This window comes from Photobacterium lucens (genome assembly GCF_009873615.1).
Lineage (GTDB): Bacteria > Pseudomonadota > Gammaproteobacteria > Enterobacterales > Vibrionaceae > Photobacterium > Photobacterium lucens.
Genome location: NZ_SSMG01000181.1, coordinates 1 through 20909, shown reverse-complemented (window position 1 = coordinate 20909; position 20909 = coordinate 1). Strand labels below are relative to the sequence as shown.

Below are 20909 nucleotides of genomic sequence, written 5' to 3'. Positions count from 1 at the left end.
TGTGAGAACTATTTAGCTTATTGCATCAGAGCAATAAGCTAAATAACCGTCTAAAGCGGATAGTCTTGAACAAGGTCAGTGTAGGTACCGACTCTTAAGTTATTTTTTGGTACTCCAATCTGTTGCAGTATAGAGCTGTGTGCCAATACTTCTTCTTGACTATATGAGTAACACTGCCAATAAGCATCAGGAAACTCATCCACAATACGTGAAAAATAGGGAAGGTCTATATTATTCAGTGAATGACCAATCACAGTAATCGACGATATATTGTCAATTTTATTAAGCCAAGGGGTAAGATTGCTCGTAATAATGTCGTTGACTGGTTTCTGAAGTACCTCTAATACTTTGCGACCATAATTGATCGTTTCCGTATAGTAACTGTCCTCTTCAGCTATGGCGCGAACCACTGTTTCTGTATGGCCAAAAATCAAGCTGCTCGATTGCCCCAAGCTACCATGAATGTGATTAACATTTGTCTCAGGAACAGCGTAGGTCTGTTGCAATGTAGGTGTGTAGTTAAAGCTGATAAACTGCGCCTGATCTGGGAACACCATTTGTTGCGCTAATTTATTCAGGCTTATTCCTTTGAGCCATTCTGTAAAACTATCAGTGATATCATCAATAATCTCACGACTAAAGTTGTCTACAGCATCTTCAAGACCATACATTTGCTGAGTTGGAAATTCATCTCCAGAAAAATCCATAAAATCATTTTCTTCTATCAAAATGGACTCATCAAATTGCCCAAGTACATTTTCAAAGTCACTCCACAATTCTTCCTCTTGCAAACCATACGAGAAATAGTGCTCAATCTGATCCAGATATCCCTTGTATTGCTTGTAAAAGTCTCTGTAGCTTGTAGGTAATTTGTGCCACATGTCAAAGCCATTACCGATGATAAACAAATGATTTGAACTCACAAAATATTCCTCTATTTTTTAGATGGTTATATTTTATGTTGGCATATAAAATCAAGTCTAGAGTTCCTGATAAGCAGAATAAGGTGAACCACTATTTTGCTTAAAATATCAGAAGATTAGTGCATCGATAAGTTAGCTATTCAAGCATATCCATTAAATATGAAGGAAGAGGGTTTTGCGCATAAGCTCTAAGGCGCTTTTGTCCCAATCCAGAAAAAGCATCGTTGATAGACTATTTATCAACGATGTCTCACTTCTTCTCTATGATCTCTATAAGCATCGGTGAAAGAGACCTAAATCCGGCCATTGTTTCAACCATTTTTTAGCGAGATTACTCCTATTACTTAAAGTTCTTGGACTCACTTCTGGAACCGAATATTGCGATAAGTGCTTATGGAAACGCGATAGCGATATATCGTCATTCATTCTTATATGCCAGTGATAACAAATTCCCATCAAAAGGCGTTCCAAGCTTTCAAGACTCATTGTTAGGTTTTCTGTCAGTGTCTGATAGACATATTCTTTTGATTTTACTAATCCAGCTAAACGAAGTCGTTCAGATAGTGGAAGCTCAGAAAAACCATGAATTATGAGCGGTTCACCTAACCGAAGCATGACTGGAGGCTTAAGCCAAGCTGAAGTGTCGATCTTAAGAAGTTTTGGAATATTGAGCGCAATATTAAAATGTTTTCTATTTAAACGATCAAGGTATCGTTCGTCCAGTTGGTTCACCGTTCCAAAATACTCTTCGAGCAACGTTAATGGTTCTGGAATAACATCTGTCTCGTACGCCCAATAGGGTAATCCAATAGGGTCAGATTTAAACAACTGTAGTATTCTTTCGTATAAAGAGATATCACAAACTAAATTACCTCTTGAGCCATTAATATGAGACCAAGCTTTCTGAAAGTCATCACGTTTCGGAAAACATTTTTTCAGTGCATCACGACATTCTCGAAGCTCCATTGACCATGACAGGTGATGTAACCTACTCAGGTAGAACATAATATAGTGACTTAAAACCATCTTTCTCACCAACCCAGAGTCAAGATGGCTGAAAGGATCATGGGTGTTATTTTGTGAATAATCACTATCAAGGGGACGAATAAATCGGATTAGTGCACTTTGGCGCTTAAACAATTGATCAAGTTGATTTTTGATGGGGTTCGCATCACGTACCGTATACAGGTATTCTCGCGGTACCATATCACGACTGTGCTTCACAAAATTCTGGGGAGTGATCCTCTTACAATAACAAAGAATCGCTTGTAGTGTACTATCCCACTGGCTGTATTTTTTTCCATTTAGAAGTGCAAATTGCGCCTTGTCTAAAGGGTCATTCCCCAAAGAAAGTTCACGGGCAATCTCTAGTATATGTCGATGAACACCTTCATGTTTTTCTTTAAAATACCCATGTGCATATAAGCGGCAAGATGTAGAACCATCAGAATTGTGTTTGTCATAAAACGACACCAGATGTGAGGTTAACTTTCGTTTCCGCTCAAGGTCGCACAATGCTTTCAGTGTGGGATGAATTACGTCAATCTCATTGTCAAAAGAGCGGTTCATATCTAGTTGCTTACGCACAATGTAGTAAGCATTTAGCATGTTCTCTGGTGATAATATTGTTCGTTTTGAATTAGTTAGCAACTCCCATGACCAATGGGGGGCGTTATGAGTAATGCAATAAAGATTACCAACTACTTTGCCAGTATCTCGTCCTAGAAGAGGCTGAAGCTTTAATATGATTTCTCCGATATCTACACTAGGAAGGTATGCTTGATTAATCAAAGATGAAGCATAAATACGTCTGGTGGCGTCTATATGATTTAAGCTTATCTCAAACTCATCTAAGCCTTCACGATCTTCTTCCCTGCCTAACATCAAATTATAAGATATACCCGTTTCAAACCAGCGCCTTAGCGTAGCCTCTGCTGTACTGCACAATAATTTCATATATCACCTCATCGTTATCGCAAATTGCAGAAAATAGCAATACCACGCATCAAATTATTAATTCTATAAAAATAGCTCTAGATTTTTTTTGATATGAGTAAACTTGCCATAAAGCCTTAACACGCTCAATTGGAATCAGTACACACAATAATGAAAGAGGGATTAGAACATGAGCAACTTAGAAAAATTTCAAGTCAACGATTCAGGTGACTCCACAACTATGATGCAGCTTGGATGTGCGGTTGGAGCATATGCAATGCTAAAAACGCTAGAGCCAGCGTTGTCGGATGGTACTCGACATGGTTCTTCATTATGCGCGAGTCAATTACAACAGTTACCTCAGATTAGACAGCAACTAACATCAGAAATCGAAAAATCGTTGGGCAAACTGGGGCTTTCCGTCAGCCTATCCACATCAAACTCTCAAACTGCCTATATCGAGCAGAACAATCGGTAAGGATAACATCATTTATCACTGGTAATAAATGGAGCTTAAAAATCGAGTTTCCTATAACTACGCTAAAAAAACCAAGAACTTATGCGCTACCCAATTTCTTCTTGGTCATGCTAAGTTAGAAAGAATGATTGAAGATACGCTAAGGATTTCAGATCGTTGTGACACTTAAATTAACAATACGTCATACTTATTAAGTGAATAAGTTCGCTGTTAAATCGAAGGAAATAATTTATGAGCATCAATGACATCTCATCTCAAATAGAATCAACAATTGAAGAGTTAACAGAACAAGCAGAAAATTTAAAAGAAAATGCAGAGGCAACGATTGGCTACGCACAGCATATCAATAATGAGGTAGTTAATCGCTATGATCATTATGTTCCATTAGATGATCAACCATATGGTGAGGAATTAGTTCGAACTGATGACATGATTGAGGAAATAGAGTCAGTCATTGCAGATCTAGAACAAGCAAGGGAAGAAGAAGATCTGAGTAAAGCCATTGCAATAGTTAAAAATGCTGAAGATGTCATTAATGAGCATCAGGATACTTTCGAGGACTGCTTCAGCGAAGCTTTTATTCAAGAGGCAAAAAAAGAAACCAGTGATGACTGGGATGATGTACGCGACGAGAGTGACTGGGATGAGGATGATTAATTAACATCTTGCGTTGACCATACAATTATCCCTCGTGTTCTAATCAACATGATTTTGATGGGACAAAAGACTAGCTCGCTTTTGTCCCGATATTGGGTTAGATAAAGCCCAATATGACAAACATTCCCAACATCAAACAAAAGCTTCTTTGAAGTATGCTAACACCAAGAATTTTCGCGCTATTCAATTACTTCGGGGTCATGATAAGCTCGCAAAAAAGATTGAATACCTTAGCGTCGAGATTGAAGATGCACTAAGGGTTTCAGATAGTTGTGATACATGAGGAACCAACATGCAATGCCCTGAATGTGAAGACCACTTTGGTTGGGATTGGATTGAAAACGAATGCATTGAGCCAAACGAAGAGTTTGGTTGCCCAAGTTGTGATGTGACACTGCGTTACACCATTGATGAAGGCACTTATTATGGCGCTCAGCACAAGACCGTTGAGGTTGTTGATGAGTAACAAAACAGAAGCTCTACTTGTTGAATCAGCTAAGCAGTCACTGAATAAGATATTAGAGAAATCAAACATATCGAAATGGATAAAAATCGACCAAACACCTAGAAATGTAAGCAAATCAAAGAACCATCCTAGTTACATTGACGCTTATGGTTGTGTGAAGTTTGAATCCTCAGATAACGTCTGGAATTTATTAGGCATTTCCATTTATGTTGAGAAGGGCAATACAGGAAAACCCGATAGAACAAATCCTAGAGAGATTCAATTCCGACTTATATCAGGTGGTGTTGGCGGTGTGAATGGTACAGACGGTTCTAGAGAAAAAGCCACTTTACATCAACGCTGCAAAAAAGCGTTCATGGATGAAATTTGTCATCGTTCAGGTGGCAAAGCTACCATTGCTCAAGGTAATAAAAATGGCGTTTACTGTACTGAAGACAATTCTATCGTAGTTGCCAATTGTATTGCAGAGATTATGTCTGAGGGAAAAAAACAACTTTTTGCGGCATATGATGAAAGCAATATAGAAGTAAAATCACGAGCCTATTTAAATCACGAAGAGTTTTTAAACGAAGCTTTTTCTACTGATACCACGAACAAAAACGTGATTGGTGTTTTGCACCCTGAAAAAGAAACTGTTTCGGTCACCCTATACAAGCGAGATCCACTTGTTGTCGCTGAAACACTGAGGCTTGCGAACGGGTACTGTGAACTTTGCGAAGTCAAGTCGCCATTCAAAACGAAATCAGGTCGTGATTACTTAGAAGTTCATCATGTTATCCCATTATCTAAACAAGGCAGTGATACTGTATCCAATACCATAGCGCTGTGCCCTAATTGCCATAGGATGCTGCACTTTGGAGATAACGCTGAAGAGATGATGGCTAAACTTAATAAAATTAAACGCTTAGATTGTTTTCAGTAAAAATTAAGCACACAAACTAAGCCTCAACACCGATATGTATAAACGAAGCGAGTAACTAACTCGCTTTTGTCCCGAAGCGACTTAAACATCCAAATAATCTTGGTATTAGTTTTTTGAGGGCTAATTGCTTCTAGCAAAATCAAACGCCTGACTCTGTGAAACTAATAATGGGGCAAAAACGCGTTACGAAGTGCTAGTTGCATGAAAACAGAGGTGGAAGACATGAGGTAGGATACTGATGCTTAGAGACTGTTTTAATTTTGATAAGTTATGCTCCGTAAGGTAGAACTATCGGTTTTACTCTATTAATGCACGTTCTATTATTTTGGGGCGCTGAGTTTTGCTCCTGCCGTCATGATCCCATTGCTGTCGTTATTGTTATACAGTGCGCAACTTTCCATTGATAAACAGCCACACTGAATACAACTCCCTAACTGAGTTTGAAGTTGCTTTAATTCATGCATTTTTTCTTCAAGCTTCTGATGCCAAATCGTAGACAGCTGTTCCCATTGTTCCTTTTTCACATTCTCATTTAATGGGATATGAGCTAAGGCTTGTTTGATTTCTTGTAGCGTTAAACCGACATTTTGCGCCGCTTTAATCACTGCTATACGGCGCAGTACAGAGCGTTTATAGCGACGCTGATTGCTCGCGGTTCTATAACTAATAATCAGTTCTTTTTGTTCGTAAAAATGTAACGTCGAAACACTGACTCCTGCGCGTTTCGCAACTTGTCCTACACTCAATTCCATGTGTTACTCGTCTAATTCGGTTTGAAACAACTATGCCATTGTTAGGGAAAGAAAACATAAAGAAGGGGGAAATGTTTGATGTCATCAAGAAAAAGAGCCACATAATGTGTGACTCTTTAGAAAAATTATGGCGTATCCGTTTTACTTTTTGTCTCGTCTTTCACTTGTTTTATGCAACAGCCACCAATACTGTCTTTTTTCGCTTTAATGGAAAGCTGGATGTATAAAAACACGACAAAAAACAGGAACAAAACTAGAGATATAACAACATAGAGTGGAAGTAGTTCGCTTGTGTCCATAAATACCGCCTAATTAAATGATAGTCGTTATCATTTAATATACGCGATAATGGCAAGAGTGCTATTTTGTTTTGACCTCAAAAATGCAAATAAAATAATCGCAGTATTAGCTTTTTAATATCGCAGTCAGATACATGTCTTTGGCGATTGGGATCAGGGACTGATCTTCTGTAATTTGCAAAGTAGCAAGTAACCCATTGAAAATAAGTTCGGCTTGTTTCGCTTTGTATGTTGGGTCTGTTATTCCTTCGTTTTGCAATAACTCATCTAACATTGTTAATCGTTTTTGTTTATAGCCGCTGCAAATTTGGCCGATATTAGGATCAATTTGATTAAATTCGCTGTAAGCCAATTGAAAATAGCAGCCATGAAAAGCATGTCGATTAAACAAGTCTAACAGTCCATCAAATCGGCTAGACAGCTTTTGCTCTAACGTTAGGGTGTTATCACTGTAAAGTAATTCCAGTTTTTCAATTGCTTGTTGGCTAAAGATTGCGAGCGCTTCGGCTATTAAATTCTCTTTTGAATTGAAGTACTTATAAATAGTTGCTTTTGATACACCTGTTGCTGACGTGATGTTGTCCATACTGGTGCCATGAAAACCATATTTAGAACATAACTCAATGGTTTTATTGATAATATTTATTTTCTTTTGTTCTTGTTTGGACATAAATAGCTACCTCAATCGTCATTGCTTTTTATTTTATCAAACTAAACTGTTTAGTTCAAAAATGTTGACAGGTGTTAAATTAACACATAAATTAAACCAAACCGTTTAGTTTAATTTTCTTTTTGGTAGGTAAATAATATGAATAATATAAACCAGCAGTCATCGGGTTGGGTTAAGACGTCTTTAAGCTATAAAACTGGCGTTTTCGGTGTTGTTTTACTTTTACTGTGGATCGGTATTTTTAAATTTACTCCCACAGAAGCAGCAGCAATAGAGCCATTAGTGAAAAACCACCCGCTTATGGGCTGGCTATATAGCATTTTATCTGTTCAGGGTGTTTCAAATTTAGTTGGTATCAGCGAAATCATCATTGCGGTTGGTTTGATTTACAGCTTCTTTAATCCCAAAGCTGGGGTGTTTTTCGGCGTTCTAGCGAGTGTCCTTTCAATTGTGACGTTAAGCTTTTTATTCACAACGCCTGATACATGGAAAATGGTTGATGGTGTTCCTACGACATCATTCTTTTTAGTGAAAGATATTTTATTCCTAGCGGTATCGTTACAAGTTGTTGAACACAATAAGAAATTACTTTCTCTGTAGTTAAAAGGAAATGAGTATGAAAACTGTATTTAAAACATCAATCTTAGCGGCTTTTATTTTCTTCTTTAACTCTATGGCATTGGCTAAAGATGGCGATTTTAAAGGCAATGTTAGCTTTGATACGATGAATGAGAATCAAGTATTAAGTTATCGTTATATGGAAGGAAAAACGGCAGAACGATCGCATTCAGGTGTGGTGTTTGAGCATAATGCCTCCACTTTATCATTTGAAGAAAAGTTACTGTCTGCTGCGGATAAATGATAACGAGATAAAAAAGCCGATCTGATGATCGGCTTTAATCGTGATGGATTAATTAAAACGGGCTTTTAGCCATACCATGCGGTGATCCGATGAAATATCTTTGCCCTTGCCTTTACCTATGCGCTCATCGTTCATCAGTAAATAGCCAGCTTCGTTCGGTGCTGGCCAGTACACACCAGAATCCACAATATTGAGATTACTTGATGGAATTGCGTGATCCACTTGTAAACCAAAGGTGCTGGTTAAACGATTTGGGTATGGGTTATCTTGGCGACATTCTCCACTTGGGAAGCAGTATTCAGCACCAAAGCTGGTTGGTACATAAGCGCCATTGGTCGCTTCTTGATTCACACGCTGATGCTTTAATAGGGTATCAATGGTTTCGATAAAGCCGTCACCTGCTTCAGGATCGGCATTAAGATCGCCGACAATCACAAACTTGGCGTTATCCGCGAGGCCGCCTTTATTACCTTTGTCATCGTAAATAAACTCAGCACCGTCGATGTAATCTGTCCAGAATTGGATTTCATCACGGTTTTTCAGTTTGTTATTTTCTGTCACAGTATCAAATACCGGTGGTGTTGGGTGTGACATGAGAATATGTACGACTTGATCACCAGAAGGTGTTGGAATAATCACTGGTGCATCAACATGGTTTTTCGATGATAAACGTAATTGTTGCCACTCAGCATCGCTATACCAATTATCTCCACAACTCATGCCGGCAGGGATTTTATTTTTTTCATCATCACAGTTGTTGATCACAGGCATGGTTGCTGTCGGTAAGTCTTTCCATTTGAAAGTTTGGAAAGTACGAGTGTTTTTATTATCAATTTTAAATTGAGACATGAGAGCAAACGCATACTGACCATGATATTGACCAAAGCCCCACGCATCATTTGGACCGCTATTTACTTTCCCGTCGTTATTCAGATCCAAGCCACTCATTAAACCTGTGTTTGTTGCATAGCTTTCGGTAAATGGATAGTGAATTGGTGATAGGGTGTCACCACCATCAATGCTATTTAGGCTTTGACCTACTGATAAGTAGTTATCTTGGAAACCCTTTAAGGCGGATAAGTCATCGCCTGTACCGTCGTTATTGTATTCTGCCAGTAAAATAATATCAGGGCGTTGGCTTTGAATAATGGCTGCAACGTTTCTGATTTGAATGATCTTTAGTGCTTTCGCTTTGTCATCAGCACTTAGCGTATTGGCAATAAAACCATCCACTAATGTTTGTTGTGCAGACAGTGTTGTTTGCATCTCATCCACAAGTTGTTCAAACGTAAAGCGGTCAAATGAAAGGTTAAACGTAGCAACAGAGACTTCACGAACAGGGATCACATCGTTGTCGCTTTCAAATACACAGCCTGTTAATAAAGCAGATGAAATCGCAACAGCAGCAAGAGTTTTAATTAGTTTCATTCAATCATCCATATTATTGATAGAAATAACGGCGGGGAATTGCCGTGCTGCATAGTAACGTTCTAGTGGTAAATAAATGTGACGTGAGCACGATTTAATGCAATTAACAGCAATCGTTTGCGTTGTTTTGTTGGTTTTTACGCTCAAGATCGCAAAATAAAATAAGGAGGACTGAGCCTCCTTATTTGAATATCAGCCAATCATGCTGCTATTTTTGCTTGATACAGTGTGGCAGGGCTTGCCAAGGTGATGATGGGTATAAGTCGGGGATTTGATGGCTTGTCCACCATTTAGCGACATAGGTTTTATCATTAAATACAACGGTATCGCCTTTTTGATAGGTATCATGTGGTTGCCATTGCTTATCGGCACATAGCGTGAGTGGCTCTGGTTTTATCATCCAATCAATCAGCTGTTTGTGATTAACGAAGCGAACTTCCGGTTTACTTAAGGCATAAGCGATGAATTGTGTGAGTACCGAACGGCGAGATGCTACGGTGGTTTCCGGCTTATCACCGTGTTCTTCACCGTTTAAGTAGCCATAGAAATCAGAGTGTAGTCCTAACACAAGAGGTGCTTTGTTCCCGGCAAGGCGTAGATCTAAATTGTACTTATATATGGCGAGCACATCATTGGCATTGAGACCTGCGGCAAAGTAGGTCGGTGTTGAGTAAAGGTTCCAGTCAAAGTTATCGCCTTTTCCTGATTGTGTATCAAACCAAGGTACGCGGGCCGAGATTTTGTCACGTAATGAATAGCTTAAGCCATAATCAGCAACGACATCATTCGGTGGCACAATCAGCGTATGTAGTGGAATTTCCCACAGCCCCGGATAATGATTGATGGCAGGTTTCCAGCCGCCATTAACCGCAACATCATGATCAGGGCTACCGTTATCTAAAGTGTAGGGCCAAAGGTTATTGGTACCATTTTGATCCCCCGAAATACCAGCAGGAAAGCTAACATCATAGCTAATACCATTATTGATAAGTGCGGTGAGTGAGTTGTCGTTATAAGTTAAAAATGGGGCACGATAACCATATACTTTCTCAACACCTATGCCGTCTTCTTGCTCTGAGGCCGTTAAAAAGCGGTTACAGGTTGCAATTTCACTGTCCCATTGCTCTGCTGTCATTGTCCCCGCACCATCATGTGGATGGCTTTCACTGTGGTTACCAATATCGTGACCTTGATATTTCATGAGTTTCCACAGGTTGGTGATCGCCTCATTGTCCCTTGCTGTGGCACAGTTAACAAAGAAACTGGCTGATAGCGGTTTTCCTGCATAAGTGTCATGACCTTGTGGGTTGCTATAAGACGCCAGCATGTCGACCACCCAAGCCAGTCCATCTTCAGTGACATTATCGTCAAAGCCGAAGCTGACAAACATGGGGGTCTTCTCTTTGGCTATCGGAGATTGCTGTGAGGGTGCAATGTTTACGTTAGCTGCCAAGGTTGGCATCGCTGTCAGCATTAAAGAGCCAGCAAGGATGATTTTATTGTTATAACGTCTGATCTTCGGGGGGAGGGTATGCTTCATTTCAATCCTTTCCATTTGATGTTATTGATTGGACGGAAATTAAGATACCGATGAAGTTTTATAAAAAGCGAATAGGGAAGCGATTTAAAGCTTTCTTTTACTAGCACGCTGACATTATGTGGTTTGCGCTTTCAGTGATCTTATGGTTTTTGTTGAGGTGACTCGTAAGTATTTTATTAGGGAATGCTTCATGCTTTTTGGTGTTAATGACTATTTCTTTGTTGAGTAAACATGAATAAAAACCTTCTTGACCTCAAGTTAGCTTGAGGAATTAAAGTGGCGACATACTTTAATAACAACAAGGAAATAACGTTATGAACGGATATGTAGAACACATCAATATTCAACTTAAAAAACCAGAGCAAACCATCCACTTTTTATTAACGGCGTTACCTAAATGGGCTGTACGTGGAGAAGGAAAACTGGATGATTGGTTTGGTAAACCGATCCATTGGTATCATATTGGTGATCAACACAGTTATATTGCCATTAGCTCGGGTGGTGTTGGGCAAGTGCCAGATTGGAAAGGTGATCAATCTGGTTTTAAGCATCTAGGTATTGTAGTAGAAAGTGTCGATTCAACTGTCGCAAGGCTTAAGAATGCAGGCTATGAATTAGATCATTGGTGCGGCGATCACCCTTATCGTCGTAGCGTCTATTTTATTGATGATAACAATCTAGAGATCGAGTTTATTGAATATCTGACAGATGATCTTGCTCGAAGAAATGATTACAGCCAGTAAATGAAAAATAGTATCGGTAAAAAAGGAGAGAACGGTTATCTCTCCTTTGTTGATATTGGCTCTTTTTCAGGCTTATAAGTAAACCTTGCCACGTAGATATAGTACTGCCGATCCAGAAATGATAATTCGATCATCTTCGATCATTTTACAGTGTAAAACGCCACCACGTTGTGAGGCTTGATAAGCGGTTAATTCACGTTTATCGAGCTGCTGTGCCCAATATGGAGCAAGTGCAGTATGAATAGATCCGGTTACAGGATCTTCATAACCCCCATTAGCGGGCCAGAAGTAACGAGATACAAAATCGTATTGGGATGATTGTGCTGTTACTACAATATCGTGAGGCGCTAACTGTTTAAGTAGCTCCGAATCGCAGACAATATCGTGTACTGCTTGCTCGTTCGGTAATACTGCTATGTAGGCTTGGCGATTTTGTAACACCTTGATAGGCGCAATAGATAAACCCTTGAGTAAGGTGGCTGGTGGTTCAACTTCTTCACCGGGCTGGCAAGGAAAATTCATTTCAATGTTGCCATCATGGTTTTGTTCAACTGTCAGTGTGCCAACGTGCTCAGTGGTAAAGGTAATTTCGCCTTTAAGCTGATAAAACTGATACAGAACAAAGGCAGATGCGAGCGTAGCATGACCACAAAAATCAATTTCTGTGAGTGGTGAAAACCAACGAATCGCGTAGGTATTATCGCCTGTTGGTTTAATAAAAGCTGTTTCAGACAGATTATTTTCAGCAGCAATACGCTGCATTAATGAGGCATCTGGAAAAGTGGTAACTGGCATGATTGCCGCCGAGTTACCTTTGAAGTGTTGGTCGGTAAAAGCATCGACAACGAAAATATCCATATCGTATTTGTCCCTGAAATGAATTACGAATTAACGAGTATATCGTGGCGAATTAATTTTTTGTTAAGTTTGAATAAAATATCACGCTCTTCATCGCTTAATGGGGCGAAGAAATCGTGATTGATATTGGCGACACATTGCGTTGCTTTTTGTGCGATGTCGTGACCTTTTTCAGTGATCACCAGATAGCGTGCTTTCTTATTTTGCTCTGATTTCTTAACGGTAATTAACTCACGTTTAATGCAGTTATCGATTAAGCGTTTGGTGACTGAGCGTTCACGATGGAGCGCATCAGAAACCGCTTGTTGCGGCACTTCACCTAAATGACTCAGTACACGTAATGCGCCTAACATTTCTAACGTAATATCAAATTCAGTGGCTAACGCAGAAGTAGCAAGGCTGCGAAACTGTTTGTAAGCCAGTCCCATAGTAAAAGACAGGCTTTCATTGAGTGCTGGAATATCAGTGTAATTCTGTGACATAACGTTGCTTCGTTGTTGTAAGAAAATAAAACAGTGCCAATATACCTAAAGTACAGCTAAGTTCCCATCCACGAAGAAAAGTGTTACTTAATCCTAACTCACTGTTCGACATATAAAGCTGAATGGGCAACATGGTAGCCAGTAATATATCGGCGTGCAGTTCTTGATGCGGACCTTGATCATGGTAAATTTTATGGGTAATGGCATAGATAAGCGCAAATAGCCCTAAGCCGTAAAGAATAATGTTATTTTGATAGCCCGCGATAAATAGCATAAATACCGCAGCAATGGCACATCCACCTACTTGGGTAATAAAGCGTGATTTCACCACGTTTAAATATGCTTTTCGGCTGGTTTGTGTGGCTGCTGCAATCACAGGCACCATACAAAATGCACCAGAAACCAGATCGACAATCATTAGAAAGCCAAGTCCCAAGCCAATTAAGCTGACTGATATTAAACGCTGTTTAGCAGTAACGGGCGTTGATTTTGGTTTGCCCAATCCTGCCTTTGGCTTAGGTGGCAATAGCCATAAAAACAGTTTGGTAACGCAGATACTCACCACTATCGCGAGTCCCACTTCGTGTAAACGCTGCGGCATATCCATAGTGGTATGTAGTGCAAAGACAACATTTAAAATCCAGTTAATGGTTGGCATAAACAGTGCGCCCACTTTAGCTGGAGAATCTGCCCGTTTTCTTAATTGATCGAAGAGTACGATACTGATCGTCCAAATAATGAAAGGGTGATCACTAAAAACTTCAGATACGAAAACCGCACTGTAAGCCGATAGCAATACTAAGGCGAAGGTTTTGCTTAATCCTTTCCAACTGTAGTCTTTTACTTTCGTGGCGATGATGATCGGAAATAAAGCAAAATAGACATGTGAATCTACATGGAAAAGTTTTCCGAACATCATACAGATACACACAATCAAGCTAGTGCGTAGTGCATCTGTACTGATTAACTGTTTCATACTTCACTTACCTGAGATTATCGCTTAGTAGATGTAGCGGAATAGGGCAATGACATGGATCCAAGCACTACTGATTACATCTAAAATAGGATTACCATTGAGCACGATAACACTCGCGCGAGAGCCCGAAATCACGTCTTGCTGCGGTACGTTGACTGCGATGCGAGTACGGATTTTTTGTTGTTCGCGGATCCAACGTGAATCGTTACTGACCGTTGATAATTGTGTTAATGGGTTGCTAGCATCAAACACGGCGCGATCTTGGTTTTCTATTTCACCTTCAAATACACGTCCTGGTTGGGAATCAAAACTGATCAATACATGATTTTCAGGTTGTAAATGGGCAATGCCTTTTTCGTTAAAATCAGCGCTTAACCAGCTATTCTTTTCATTCACAAGAAAAAGGATAGGGGTACCTTCATTCACATAAGTCCCTGCATCTAATTGTAAATTGCTCACCGTCCCCGCTGTTTTTGCCACAACCGTAGTATTAGATAAATCCCACTCAGCACGTGCCAATTTAGCTTGTGCTAGTTCAACGGCTGCGGTGTTTTTCTTACCTGATAATGTCGCTTTAATTTTCAATACATCTGCTTGCGCTGCTGAAATGGCGCTTTTCGCTACCTCGGCAGCACTGATTGCATCATCTAACTCTTGGCGAGTGGTCAAGCCTTTATGGCTCAAGGTTTGATAGCGATTTAGCTTGGTCTGCGCATTTTTCCATAAGGTTTTTTTCTGCAATACCACTTGCTCTGCTGCTGCAAGTTGTTGCCATGTGCCAGCATTGGCTTCTTTGGCTTGCTGTAATTCCGCTTTTGCTTGTTCAACGGCAATTTGATAAGGCTTTGCATCAATAGAAAATAAAGGCTGATTGGCGCTAACGTGTTGACCATTAATGACATCGACATGCGTGATATTGCCAGAGACTTCAGGGGCAATATTAACCACCGATTTATACAAGGTGGCTTGTGTGGTAAATGGCGATACGTTATCTGAAATTAATAAAAATGCAGAGAAGGCAAGTGCAAAACCAATGACGCTATATAGCATGATGGCGTAAATGTTTTTCTTCATTATTGTTACCCATACAACAAAATACAGAGTGATGATATTCTCACTTTGTTGTATCTGCAACATAAAATTTGATGTCAGTATCGATAAATAGATCGAGAGTGTCGACGTTATTGCGAGTAAGAGAAATAAATGACGAGAAAAATGGAACTTAACTAGATGAAAATAATGATATTGTTAGAAAATGCTGTTTTTTTAGATGATAAATTTGCCTATTTGGCGATTATCGACCATATTTAATTTAACCTGTATTGAGATAGTTACTCGAGCTTACGGAGGATTGAAGCTGATTTCATAGACTCACGGGTACAGGTATCAGTGATTATTAATAGACCTCTTTGACCCGTTGTTAGTAATCACTCAGTTGCATCGCGCAACATGTGAAAAGTAGACAAAGCAACACAGTAAAAAGCAACATCGTAAGAGCTACGCATGTAAAAGCTTCTAAGTGAAAACTTAGTTGTTAACAATTTGGTAAGTGACACCTTTTAAAAATTTGCTTCTTCGCCAATAAATAGCGGTTCGAACCTTCTATGTCGAACACGGCAAGCTCAACGTAATGAGTGGCGAAGCGTAACAGTATTGGTGTGCCGAGTAAGTACACTGATAGCAACACCAAGCCGCACTGCAATAGTGCGGCTTTTTACGTTTTGGGGATTTATTAATATTTTCGAAAATAGTAATGATTATTACGTATTTCTATTGAAAAACTTAATGTGTTGAAAAATAAAGGTAATATTGTGTTATCCACAAATTTAGTGGGTAACTCTGTGCGGTGAATTTAGCGGTTGGTTGTTTTTTCGCCATTTAACATAAGGGGTGACGTATTGTTAAATGGCGCAATATTAGTCGGCGTTAATTTCTTGTCTAGGGGCGCTTAATATACGTGTTGCGCTGATCATAAAGAGAGGTTGTGATGGCCGTGTAACGCTTTTGTTTTTAGGTAATCTTCGTTGTCTTGTTTGATGTGTACCTGAGTGTTAACCACATCCATGATCTCAATGCCATGTTGTTGAAGCTCATTGACTTTCTTTGGATTGTTAGTGATTAAACGGATCTTGTTTATGCCTAATGCCATTAATGCTTTTGCAGCTTCACTAAAATCGCGTAGATCATCTGCGAAACCTAAATGGTTATTGGCTTCATAGGTATTCATGCCTTGGCTTTGTAAGTGATAGGCATCGATTTTATTGTATAAACCAATGCCACGTCCTTCTTGACGTAGATACAAAATGATCCCACCGAATTGATGCATTTTTTCTATTGTTTCATTGAGCTGCTCGCCACAATCACAGCGCGAAGAATGAAAGACATCACCGGTTAAGCATTCTGAATGTAAGCGAACTAAAGGGGCGGTTGTGGTATCTGCTTGTTTAAAAATAATTGCGACATGCTCTTTACCTGAATTAAAGCCATGAAACGACAATAACTCCGCTGGGATCTGACTTTTTTGCCCGATTTTAAAAGGCACTCGGGCTCTTACCGTGATCATAATATTCCTAGTAATTCTGTTTGAGTTCATTGCTTTAGAAAGGCAATGGCTATGATGAAGTAGGGTATCATAGCCATCATGACGGGTGAAAATATAAGGAAATTAAGGCTCGATTTCCGCTAGCACGTTGATCATTTCTAGTGCACTTAATGCCGCTTCTGCACCTTTATTCCCCATTTTTGTTCCTGCACGTTCAATGGCTTGTTCGATAGAATCCACAGTAAGGACACCGAACGCGACTGGAATTTGATGTTCTAACGCAATTTGCGCTAAACCTTTATTACATTCACCTGCAACATATTCAAAATGTGGAGTACCGCCACGGATCACTGAGCCTAAAGCGATAATGGCATCATAACTGCCTTTTTTTGCCAGTTGTTGCGCCAGTAAAGGTAGCTCGTATGCTCCAGGGCAACGTACAACGGTAATATTACTTTCTTTAACAAGGCCTTGGCGTTGTAGGGCATCCAATGCACCAGACAATAGGCTGTCATTGATAAAACTATTGAAACGAGAAACGATGATCGCGACATTGGCGTGGGGTGCTGTGATCGCACCTTCAATAATATTCATGGAGCTTCCTAAGTGTATTTGTAAAAAAGAATGATGAATCAATAATATCTAAGTGTTTACTAGTTACAAATATATTCCACAACCTCAAGATCAAATCCTGATAAAGAACGATATTGTTGGCTCTGAGAAGACAGTAAACGAATTTTGCGTAGCCCTAATTCAGACAGAATTTGCGATCCTAAACCAATTTGTCGGGATTGCGGTGTGATAGGTAAAGGTGAACTCGCTTGGTGCTCTGAATCTAAGTGGTTTATTTGATTTAGGATCATCGCTGAGGGCTCAATTTGGCTGATGATCACTAATACGCCACCGTCGGCTTGAATGCGCTGCATGGCCGCTTGTAGAGACCATTGCGTTGCGCCAGTATGCAAAATATCTTTCAGTGTATCTTTAACATGGACACGGACTAAGGTCTCACTATCAGGGTTTATATCACCTTTACATAATGCGTAATGCAGTTGGTTATCAATGGTGTCACGGTAGGTGATTAAGTTAAAAACGCCATACTCAGTGCATAATTCACTTTCTGATAAACGTTCAATATGACTTTCTCGTTGGGTACGATACTCAATTAAATCAGCAATCGTTCCCAGTTTTAAACCGTGTTTTTGAGCAAAGACTTCGAGTTGAGGTCGGCGTGCCATCGTGCCGTCTTCATTAAGAATTTCCACAATAACACTAGAGGCTTCAAGCCCAGCTAAACGTGCAACATCACAGCCAGCTTCAGTGTGACCGGCACGAATTAATACGCCACCATCTTGTGCCATTAAGGGAAAAATATGACCTGGCATCACAATATCATTAGCACTGGCATTTGGCGCAATGGCGGCTTGTACTGTTTTCGCACGATCATAGGCAGAGATCCCGGTCGTAACATCGGTGGCGGCTTCTATTGAAACGGTAAATGCAGTTGAGAACTTATCGTGATTATTTTGCACCATAAGCGGTAAATTTAAGGTCTGGCAGCGATCTTTGGTTAACGTTAAGCAGATCAACCCGCGCCCATGAGTCGCCATGAAATTAATCGCTTCAGGGGTGATCATGTCAGCGGCGATGATCAAATCGCCTTCATTTTCGCGATTTTCATCATCCATTAAGATCACCATTTTACCCAGACGGATATCATTAATGATTTCTTGGGCGCTACTTAAAGTCATAACAGGTCCTTTTTTATCAACAGCGTAAGTGAGTTATACGATAAAGCCGTGCTTCTCTAATATAGACATAGAGACGTTAGTGTTTTTTTTAGATTCTTGTTTATCAATGCTGATTAATCGTTCGAGGTAGCGCGCCATCATGTCGGCTTCAATATTGACCTTTTGACCAACGGTGGCATTGGCAAGTGTCGTGTTAGCTAACGTATGAGGGACTATGGTTAATTTAATGACATTCTGATACACAGCGTTGACGGTTAAACTGGTTCCATCAACGCAAACTGAACCTTTCTCGGAAACGAATTTCTTTAGGTGAATAGGCACGGTTATCCACATATCAAGGGTGCGACCTTTTCGCTTTAACTCAATAATGTCGCCAATACCATCAACATGCCCAGAAACGATATGACCACCAAAGCGTGTGGTGGGTAACATGGCTTTTTCTAAATTGATTTTTTGTCCGACGTGGTAACTGTGAAAAGCGGTACGCTTTAATGTCTCTGTTGAAAGATCGGCAACAAATCCAGTTGGCGTTAATTTAGATACGGTTAAACAAACGCCATTGCTAGCAATGCTATCGCCAAGTTTTACATCCGAAATATCAAGCCGATTGGTATTGATAACCATTGAAATATCGTCGTTATTACGAATAATGGCGCTGATATTTCCCACTGCTTCTATTATTCCTGTAAACATACTATCCCTATAAAAAACTCTATTTATCAGGCATAAGCCAGCAGTTACCCAATAAATAGAGTAAAAATAATGATTAATGACTGATTGAGATAAAAACCATAAATAATGAGCTGAATGATTTTTAACTACATATAACTAAACGCATCAGAATACATTTTTCCGACATTGGCTTTTTTCTCTGTGGTAAAAATATCTTTCGCACTTCGGCTCATACCGAATGGGCCACAAACATAGATATCAAAGTCAGATAAGTCGGCAAAATCATCCATTACAGCATCAATAACATTGCCAATTTTGCCGTCCCATTCTGTGTGTTCATGCTCGACAACGGGCACATATTTCACATTGGGAAACTGGGCAGCTAATGATTTAAGTTGTTGATCTGCATAAAGCAATTGATGGTTATTTACCCCCCAGTAAAGGTAAATAGGTTGTGATAACTGCTTATAAACACAATGATGAAGAATGCTATTGATGTACGATAGGCCTGTGCCGCCAGCGATTAGCAGTAGTGGCGATTCACTGTCATCACGTAACCAAGCATCACCATGTGGCGCATCGATCTTAAACTCGGTTTGATGAATAAACGCATCGATAAAATGCGAAATTGCTTCTATAGCTGATTCTTTGATTGAGCCACCAACATGCAATTCAATTAATTCATTACAGGTTGGACTGTTAGCAATAGAAAAAGGTAGCTGTTTATTATTCAAATAGACAATAGCGTATTGACCGGCTTTGAATTGAAAGCATTGGTCTGGTTTGATAAACATCTTAAAAACATGGCTATCAGATGCTTCAATTTTTATTATTTTGCAATTAAAAATCATCATTCAGTCCTGTTGCTTATTTCAAGCTGGTCGCCATCGATAATGAACAGCCTTTTTGTTCACGGGTATTTAAACGGCGAACAATTTCAACGGTTGTTCCTTGGAAGAGATCCGGCTCTTTGATGTTGTGCACAATGCCAATGTCGTCCGTTACAATAAAGGTTGGATAACTCGTCGAGGAGGCATCCATGTAACTCATTAAGCCTTCTTGACCATCTTCAACTGGCATCATGGTGACAGGATCAAGTGCACGGGCATATACCCAAGGCGGAACATGCTTACGTTGACGGTTATCTTCAAAGAAACAAGTGTTTAGCTCTACTTGGTTGAAGGTGTCACGAATCTGGCTTTCATGGAAAAGGTTGAATGTTTCCATTAATAGCTGATTGAAATCTTGACGATTAAGCGCTTCTTTTTGCTTGGTTTTCCAGCCACCACCAGTGATGATGAACATGTGAGCGCCAGCATTAAATTCAATGTTATGCTCTTTCATATAAAGCGCTAACAGATAAATAAAGTACGGAGGGCCAATAAGACAAATACCTTTGCCTTTACGTTGGATCGCTTTTAATGAGGCGATGGTTTGCTCAAAATCAATTTCATCTTCGTTGACTGTAAATGTCGTTGGGTATAACAGCTCAACGAGACTCATGACATATTTGAACCAAACGTTTTTGGCACTGAAGCGATCTGGTCCCATATTCACCAACTCTAGTTGGTGTTCATGAAACTCACCTAAGTACTTCATGCCGTAATTCACAGAGCCCAGTAAACGTTCGATACTTTGGCGATCACGGGCAATATGGCTTTTAATTCCGCTGGTGCCGCTACTGGTGAACCAATTTTCAATATTGGTTTCATCGGCAGTATGTAGCTTGGCGTATTTGAACATCGAGGTTGGAAATACAGGAATATCATCGATAGATGTAATATTTTCATCCACACCTTGGACATTACAATAATAACGGTAATCTTCATTATTTTTATAATGGTAGTGGAATGATTCCATTATAAACTTTTGCTTTAATTTTTCTTGCTCATCAAAGGTTAAGGTAAGCGGTGATGATGAGAAAATAATATCATCGAGTTCTGAACTAACAAT

The 20909-nt window shown here is 39.7% G+C and carries 24 protein-coding genes and 1 pseudogene; 8 read left to right on the top strand and 17 right to left on the bottom strand.

Features of this window, described 5'->3' with window-relative positions:
- Positions 1 to 50: 50 nt before the first annotated feature.
- Positions 51 to 923, bottom strand: a complete 873-nt coding sequence (locus tag E5A76_RS08680; protein WP_161118677.1) for a bacteriophage abortive infection AbiH family protein — start codon at positions 921 to 923, stop codon at positions 51 to 53.
- A gap of 270 nt (positions 924 to 1193) precedes the next feature.
- On the bottom strand, positions 1194 to 2879 hold the full coding sequence (locus E5A76_RS08675; protein WP_161118676.1) for a hypothetical protein: 1686 nt from the start codon (positions 2877 to 2879) through the stop codon (positions 1194 to 1196).
- A 169-nt stretch (positions 2880 to 3048) separates the two neighbouring features.
- On the opposite strand from E5A76_RS08675, the gene E5A76_RS08670 reads away from it, so the two are divergent.
- From E5A76_RS08670 to E5A76_RS20625, 5 genes and pseudogenes are all read left to right on the top strand, one after another.
- Positions 3049 to 3336 (top strand): hypothetical protein, encoded by a 288-nt coding sequence (locus tag E5A76_RS08670; protein ID WP_161118675.1) that lies wholly within the window; start codon positions 3049 to 3051, stop codon positions 3334 to 3336.
- Positions 3337 to 3567: 231 nt separating this feature from the next.
- A complete protein-coding gene (locus E5A76_RS08665; protein WP_161118674.1) occupies positions 3568 to 3993 on the top strand; it encodes a hypothetical protein in 426 nt (141 codons plus the stop codon).
- 76 nt (positions 3994 to 4069) lie between these two features.
- Positions 4070 to 4276, top strand: a pseudogene (locus E5A76_RS20630) (integrase); the annotation flags it as partial.
- A gap of 9 nt (positions 4277 to 4285) precedes the next feature.
- Positions 4286 to 4459 (top strand): hypothetical protein, encoded by a 174-nt coding sequence (locus tag E5A76_RS20390; RefSeq protein WP_187695602.1) that lies wholly within the window; start codon positions 4286 to 4288, stop codon positions 4457 to 4459.
- Entirely contained in the window at positions 4452 to 5381 is a 930-nt protein-coding gene (locus E5A76_RS20625) for an HNH endonuclease (RefSeq protein WP_237458837.1), read from the top strand. Before E5A76_RS20390 ends, E5A76_RS20625 begins: the two co-directional genes overlap by 8 nt.
- A gap of 320 nt (positions 5382 to 5701) precedes the next feature.
- Here E5A76_RS20625 and soxR read toward each other — a convergent pair whose 3' ends face one another.
- From soxR to E5A76_RS08650, 3 genes are all read right to left on the bottom strand, one after another.
- Positions 5702 to 6133 (bottom strand): redox-sensitive transcriptional activator SoxR, encoded by a 432-nt coding sequence (gene soxR / locus E5A76_RS08655; RefSeq protein ID WP_008988584.1) that lies wholly within the window; start codon positions 6131 to 6133, stop codon positions 5702 to 5704.
- Positions 6134 to 6258: 125 nt separating this feature from the next.
- A complete protein-coding gene (locus E5A76_RS20385; RefSeq protein ID WP_008988585.1) occupies positions 6259 to 6432 on the bottom strand; it encodes a hypothetical protein in 174 nt (57 codons plus the stop codon).
- A gap of 106 nt (positions 6433 to 6538) precedes the next feature.
- The gene (locus E5A76_RS08650) at positions 6539 to 7102 is read right to left on the bottom strand and encodes a TetR/AcrR family transcriptional regulator (protein WP_045071311.1); all 564 of its coding nucleotides are present in this window, start codon (positions 7100 to 7102) and stop codon (positions 6539 to 6541) included.
- 138 nt (positions 7103 to 7240) lie between these two features.
- Between E5A76_RS08650 and E5A76_RS08645 the strand changes: the two genes are divergently transcribed.
- Positions 7241 to 7702, top strand: a complete 462-nt coding sequence (locus tag E5A76_RS08645; RefSeq protein ID WP_161118672.1) for a DUF417 family protein — start codon at positions 7241 to 7243, stop codon at positions 7700 to 7702.
- A gap of 16 nt (positions 7703 to 7718) precedes the next feature.
- On the top strand, positions 7719 to 7964 hold the full coding sequence (locus E5A76_RS08640) for a hypothetical protein (protein ID WP_161118671.1): 246 nt from the start codon (positions 7719 to 7721) through the stop codon (positions 7962 to 7964).
- A gap of 48 nt (positions 7965 to 8012) precedes the next feature.
- Here E5A76_RS08640 and E5A76_RS08635 read toward each other — a convergent pair whose 3' ends face one another.
- Together E5A76_RS08635 and E5A76_RS08630 are read right to left on the bottom strand one after the other, a co-directional pair.
- A complete protein-coding gene (locus tag E5A76_RS08635) occupies positions 8013 to 9392 on the bottom strand; it encodes an endonuclease/exonuclease/phosphatase family protein (protein WP_161118670.1) in 1380 nt (459 codons plus the stop codon).
- A gap of 208 nt (positions 9393 to 9600) precedes the next feature.
- Entirely contained in the window at positions 9601 to 10932 is a 1332-nt protein-coding gene (locus E5A76_RS08630; protein WP_161118669.1) for a polysaccharide deacetylase family protein, read from the bottom strand.
- A gap of 314 nt (positions 10933 to 11246) precedes the next feature.
- Here E5A76_RS08630 and E5A76_RS08625 point away from each other — a divergent pair, with 314 nt between their 5' ends.
- Positions 11247 to 11675: a VOC family protein gene (locus E5A76_RS08625; RefSeq protein ID WP_161118668.1), complete on the top strand. Its 429-nt coding sequence runs from the start codon at positions 11247 to 11249 to the stop codon at positions 11673 to 11675.
- A gap of 72 nt (positions 11676 to 11747) precedes the next feature.
- Here E5A76_RS08625 and E5A76_RS08620 read toward each other — a convergent pair whose 3' ends face one another.
- From E5A76_RS08620 to luxE, 10 genes are all read right to left on the bottom strand, one after another.
- A complete protein-coding gene (locus E5A76_RS08620; RefSeq protein ID WP_161118667.1) occupies positions 11748 to 12533 on the bottom strand; it encodes a PhzF family phenazine biosynthesis protein in 786 nt (261 codons plus the stop codon).
- A 23-nt stretch (positions 12534 to 12556) separates the two neighbouring features.
- Complete coding sequence (locus E5A76_RS08615) at positions 12557 to 13015, bottom strand: MarR family winged helix-turn-helix transcriptional regulator (RefSeq protein ID WP_161118666.1); 459 nt, start codon at positions 13013 to 13015, stop codon at positions 12557 to 12559.
- Complete coding sequence (locus tag E5A76_RS08610) at positions 12996 to 13991, bottom strand: DUF2955 domain-containing protein (protein WP_161118665.1); 996 nt, start codon at positions 13989 to 13991, stop codon at positions 12996 to 12998. The genes E5A76_RS08615 and E5A76_RS08610 overlap by 20 nt, the downstream gene beginning before the upstream one ends.
- 24 nt (positions 13992 to 14015) lie before the next feature.
- Positions 14016 to 15065 (bottom strand): HlyD family secretion protein, encoded by a 1050-nt coding sequence (locus tag E5A76_RS08605; RefSeq protein ID WP_161118664.1) that lies wholly within the window; start codon positions 15063 to 15065, stop codon positions 14016 to 14018.
- 895 nt (positions 15066 to 15960) lie between these two features.
- Positions 15961 to 16554, bottom strand: a complete 594-nt coding sequence (locus E5A76_RS08600; RefSeq protein ID WP_161118663.1) for a GTP cyclohydrolase II — start codon at positions 16552 to 16554, stop codon at positions 15961 to 15963.
- 102 nt (positions 16555 to 16656) lie between these two features.
- A complete protein-coding gene (ribH, locus tag E5A76_RS08595; protein WP_053987803.1) occupies positions 16657 to 17127 on the bottom strand; it encodes a 6,7-dimethyl-8-ribityllumazine synthase in 471 nt (156 codons plus the stop codon).
- Positions 17128 to 17186: 59 nt separating this feature from the next.
- Positions 17187 to 18284 (bottom strand): bifunctional 3,4-dihydroxy-2-butanone-4-phosphate synthase/GTP cyclohydrolase II, encoded by a 1098-nt coding sequence (gene ribBA / locus E5A76_RS08590; protein ID WP_161118662.1) that lies wholly within the window; start codon positions 18282 to 18284, stop codon positions 17187 to 17189.
- A 33-nt stretch (positions 18285 to 18317) separates the two neighbouring features.
- Entirely contained in the window at positions 18318 to 18977 is a 660-nt protein-coding gene (locus E5A76_RS08585) for a riboflavin synthase (protein ID WP_161118661.1), read from the bottom strand.
- A 125-nt stretch (positions 18978 to 19102) separates the two neighbouring features.
- The gene (gene luxG, locus E5A76_RS08580) at positions 19103 to 19807 is read right to left on the bottom strand and encodes a flavin mononucleotide reductase LuxG (protein WP_161118660.1); all 705 of its coding nucleotides are present in this window, start codon (positions 19805 to 19807) and stop codon (positions 19103 to 19105) included.
- Positions 19808 to 19823: 16 nt separating this feature from the next.
- Positions 19824 to 20909: long-chain-fatty-acid--protein ligase LuxE (gene luxE / locus E5A76_RS08575; protein WP_187695601.1), on the bottom strand; the 1086-nt coding region annotated here is incomplete at its 5' end.

Bases quoted from the DNA above. Each gene is read 5' to 3' on its own strand.
- ribH (WP_053987803.1), bottom strand. From the start codon at position 17,127: ATGAATATTATTGAAGGTGCGATCACAGCACCCCACGCCAATGTCGCG.
- E5A76_RS08620 (WP_161118667.1), bottom strand. From the start codon at position 12,533: ATGGATATTTTCGTTGTCGATGCTTTTACCGACCAACACTTCAAAGGT.
- E5A76_RS20385 (WP_008988585.1), bottom strand. From the start codon at position 6,432: ATGGACACAAGCGAACTACTTCCACTCTATGTTGTTATATCTCTAGTT.
- ribBA (WP_161118662.1), bottom strand. From the start codon at position 18,284: ATGACTTTAAGTAGCGCCCAAGAAATCATTAATGATATCCGTCTGGGT.
- E5A76_RS08625 (WP_161118668.1), top strand. From the start codon at position 11,247: ATGAACGGATATGTAGAACACATCAATATTCAACTTAAAAAACCAGAG.
- E5A76_RS08670 (WP_161118675.1), top strand. From the start codon at position 3,049: ATGAGCAACTTAGAAAAATTTCAAGTCAACGATTCAGGTGACTCCACA.
- E5A76_RS08610 (WP_161118665.1), bottom strand. From the start codon at position 13,991: ATGAAACAGTTAATCAGTACAGATGCACTACGCACTAGCTTGATTGTG.
- E5A76_RS08645 (WP_161118672.1), top strand. From the start codon at position 7,241: ATGAATAATATAAACCAGCAGTCATCGGGTTGGGTTAAGACGTCTTTA.
- E5A76_RS08615 (WP_161118666.1), bottom strand. From the start codon at position 13,015: ATGTCACAGAATTACACTGATATTCCAGCACTCAATGAAAGCCTGTCT.
- E5A76_RS08650 (WP_045071311.1), bottom strand. From the start codon at position 7,102: ATGTCCAAACAAGAACAAAAGAAAATAAATATTATCAATAAAACCATT.
- E5A76_RS08585 (WP_161118661.1), bottom strand. From the start codon at position 18,977: ATGTTTACAGGAATAATAGAAGCAGTGGGAAATATCAGCGCCATTATT.
- E5A76_RS08665 (WP_161118674.1), top strand. From the start codon at position 3,568: ATGAGCATCAATGACATCTCATCTCAAATAGAATCAACAATTGAAGAG.
- E5A76_RS20625 (WP_237458837.1), top strand. From the start codon at position 4,452: ATGAGTAACAAAACAGAAGCTCTACTTGTTGAATCAGCTAAGCAGTCA.
- soxR (WP_008988584.1), bottom strand. From the start codon at position 6,133: ATGGAATTGAGTGTAGGACAAGTTGCGAAACGCGCAGGAGTCAGTGTT.
- E5A76_RS08630 (WP_161118669.1), bottom strand. From the start codon at position 10,932: ATGAAGCATACCCTCCCCCCGAAGATCAGACGTTATAACAATAAAATC.
- E5A76_RS08675 (WP_161118676.1), bottom strand. From the start codon at position 2,879: ATGAAATTATTGTGCAGTACAGCAGAGGCTACGCTAAGGCGCTGGTTT.
- luxG (WP_161118660.1), bottom strand. From the start codon at position 19,807: ATGATTTTTAATTGCAAAATAATAAAAATTGAAGCATCTGATAGCCAT.
- E5A76_RS20390 (WP_187695602.1), top strand. From the start codon at position 4,286: ATGCAATGCCCTGAATGTGAAGACCACTTTGGTTGGGATTGGATTGAA.
- E5A76_RS08640 (WP_161118671.1), top strand. From the start codon at position 7,719: ATGAAAACTGTATTTAAAACATCAATCTTAGCGGCTTTTATTTTCTTC.
- E5A76_RS08605 (WP_161118664.1), bottom strand. From the start codon at position 15,065: ATGAAGAAAAACATTTACGCCATCATGCTATATAGCGTCATTGGTTTT.
- E5A76_RS08635 (WP_161118670.1), bottom strand. From the start codon at position 9,392: ATGAAACTAATTAAAACTCTTGCTGCTGTTGCGATTTCATCTGCTTTA.
- E5A76_RS08600 (WP_161118663.1), bottom strand. From the start codon at position 16,554: ATGATCACGGTAAGAGCCCGAGTGCCTTTTAAAATCGGGCAAAAAAGT.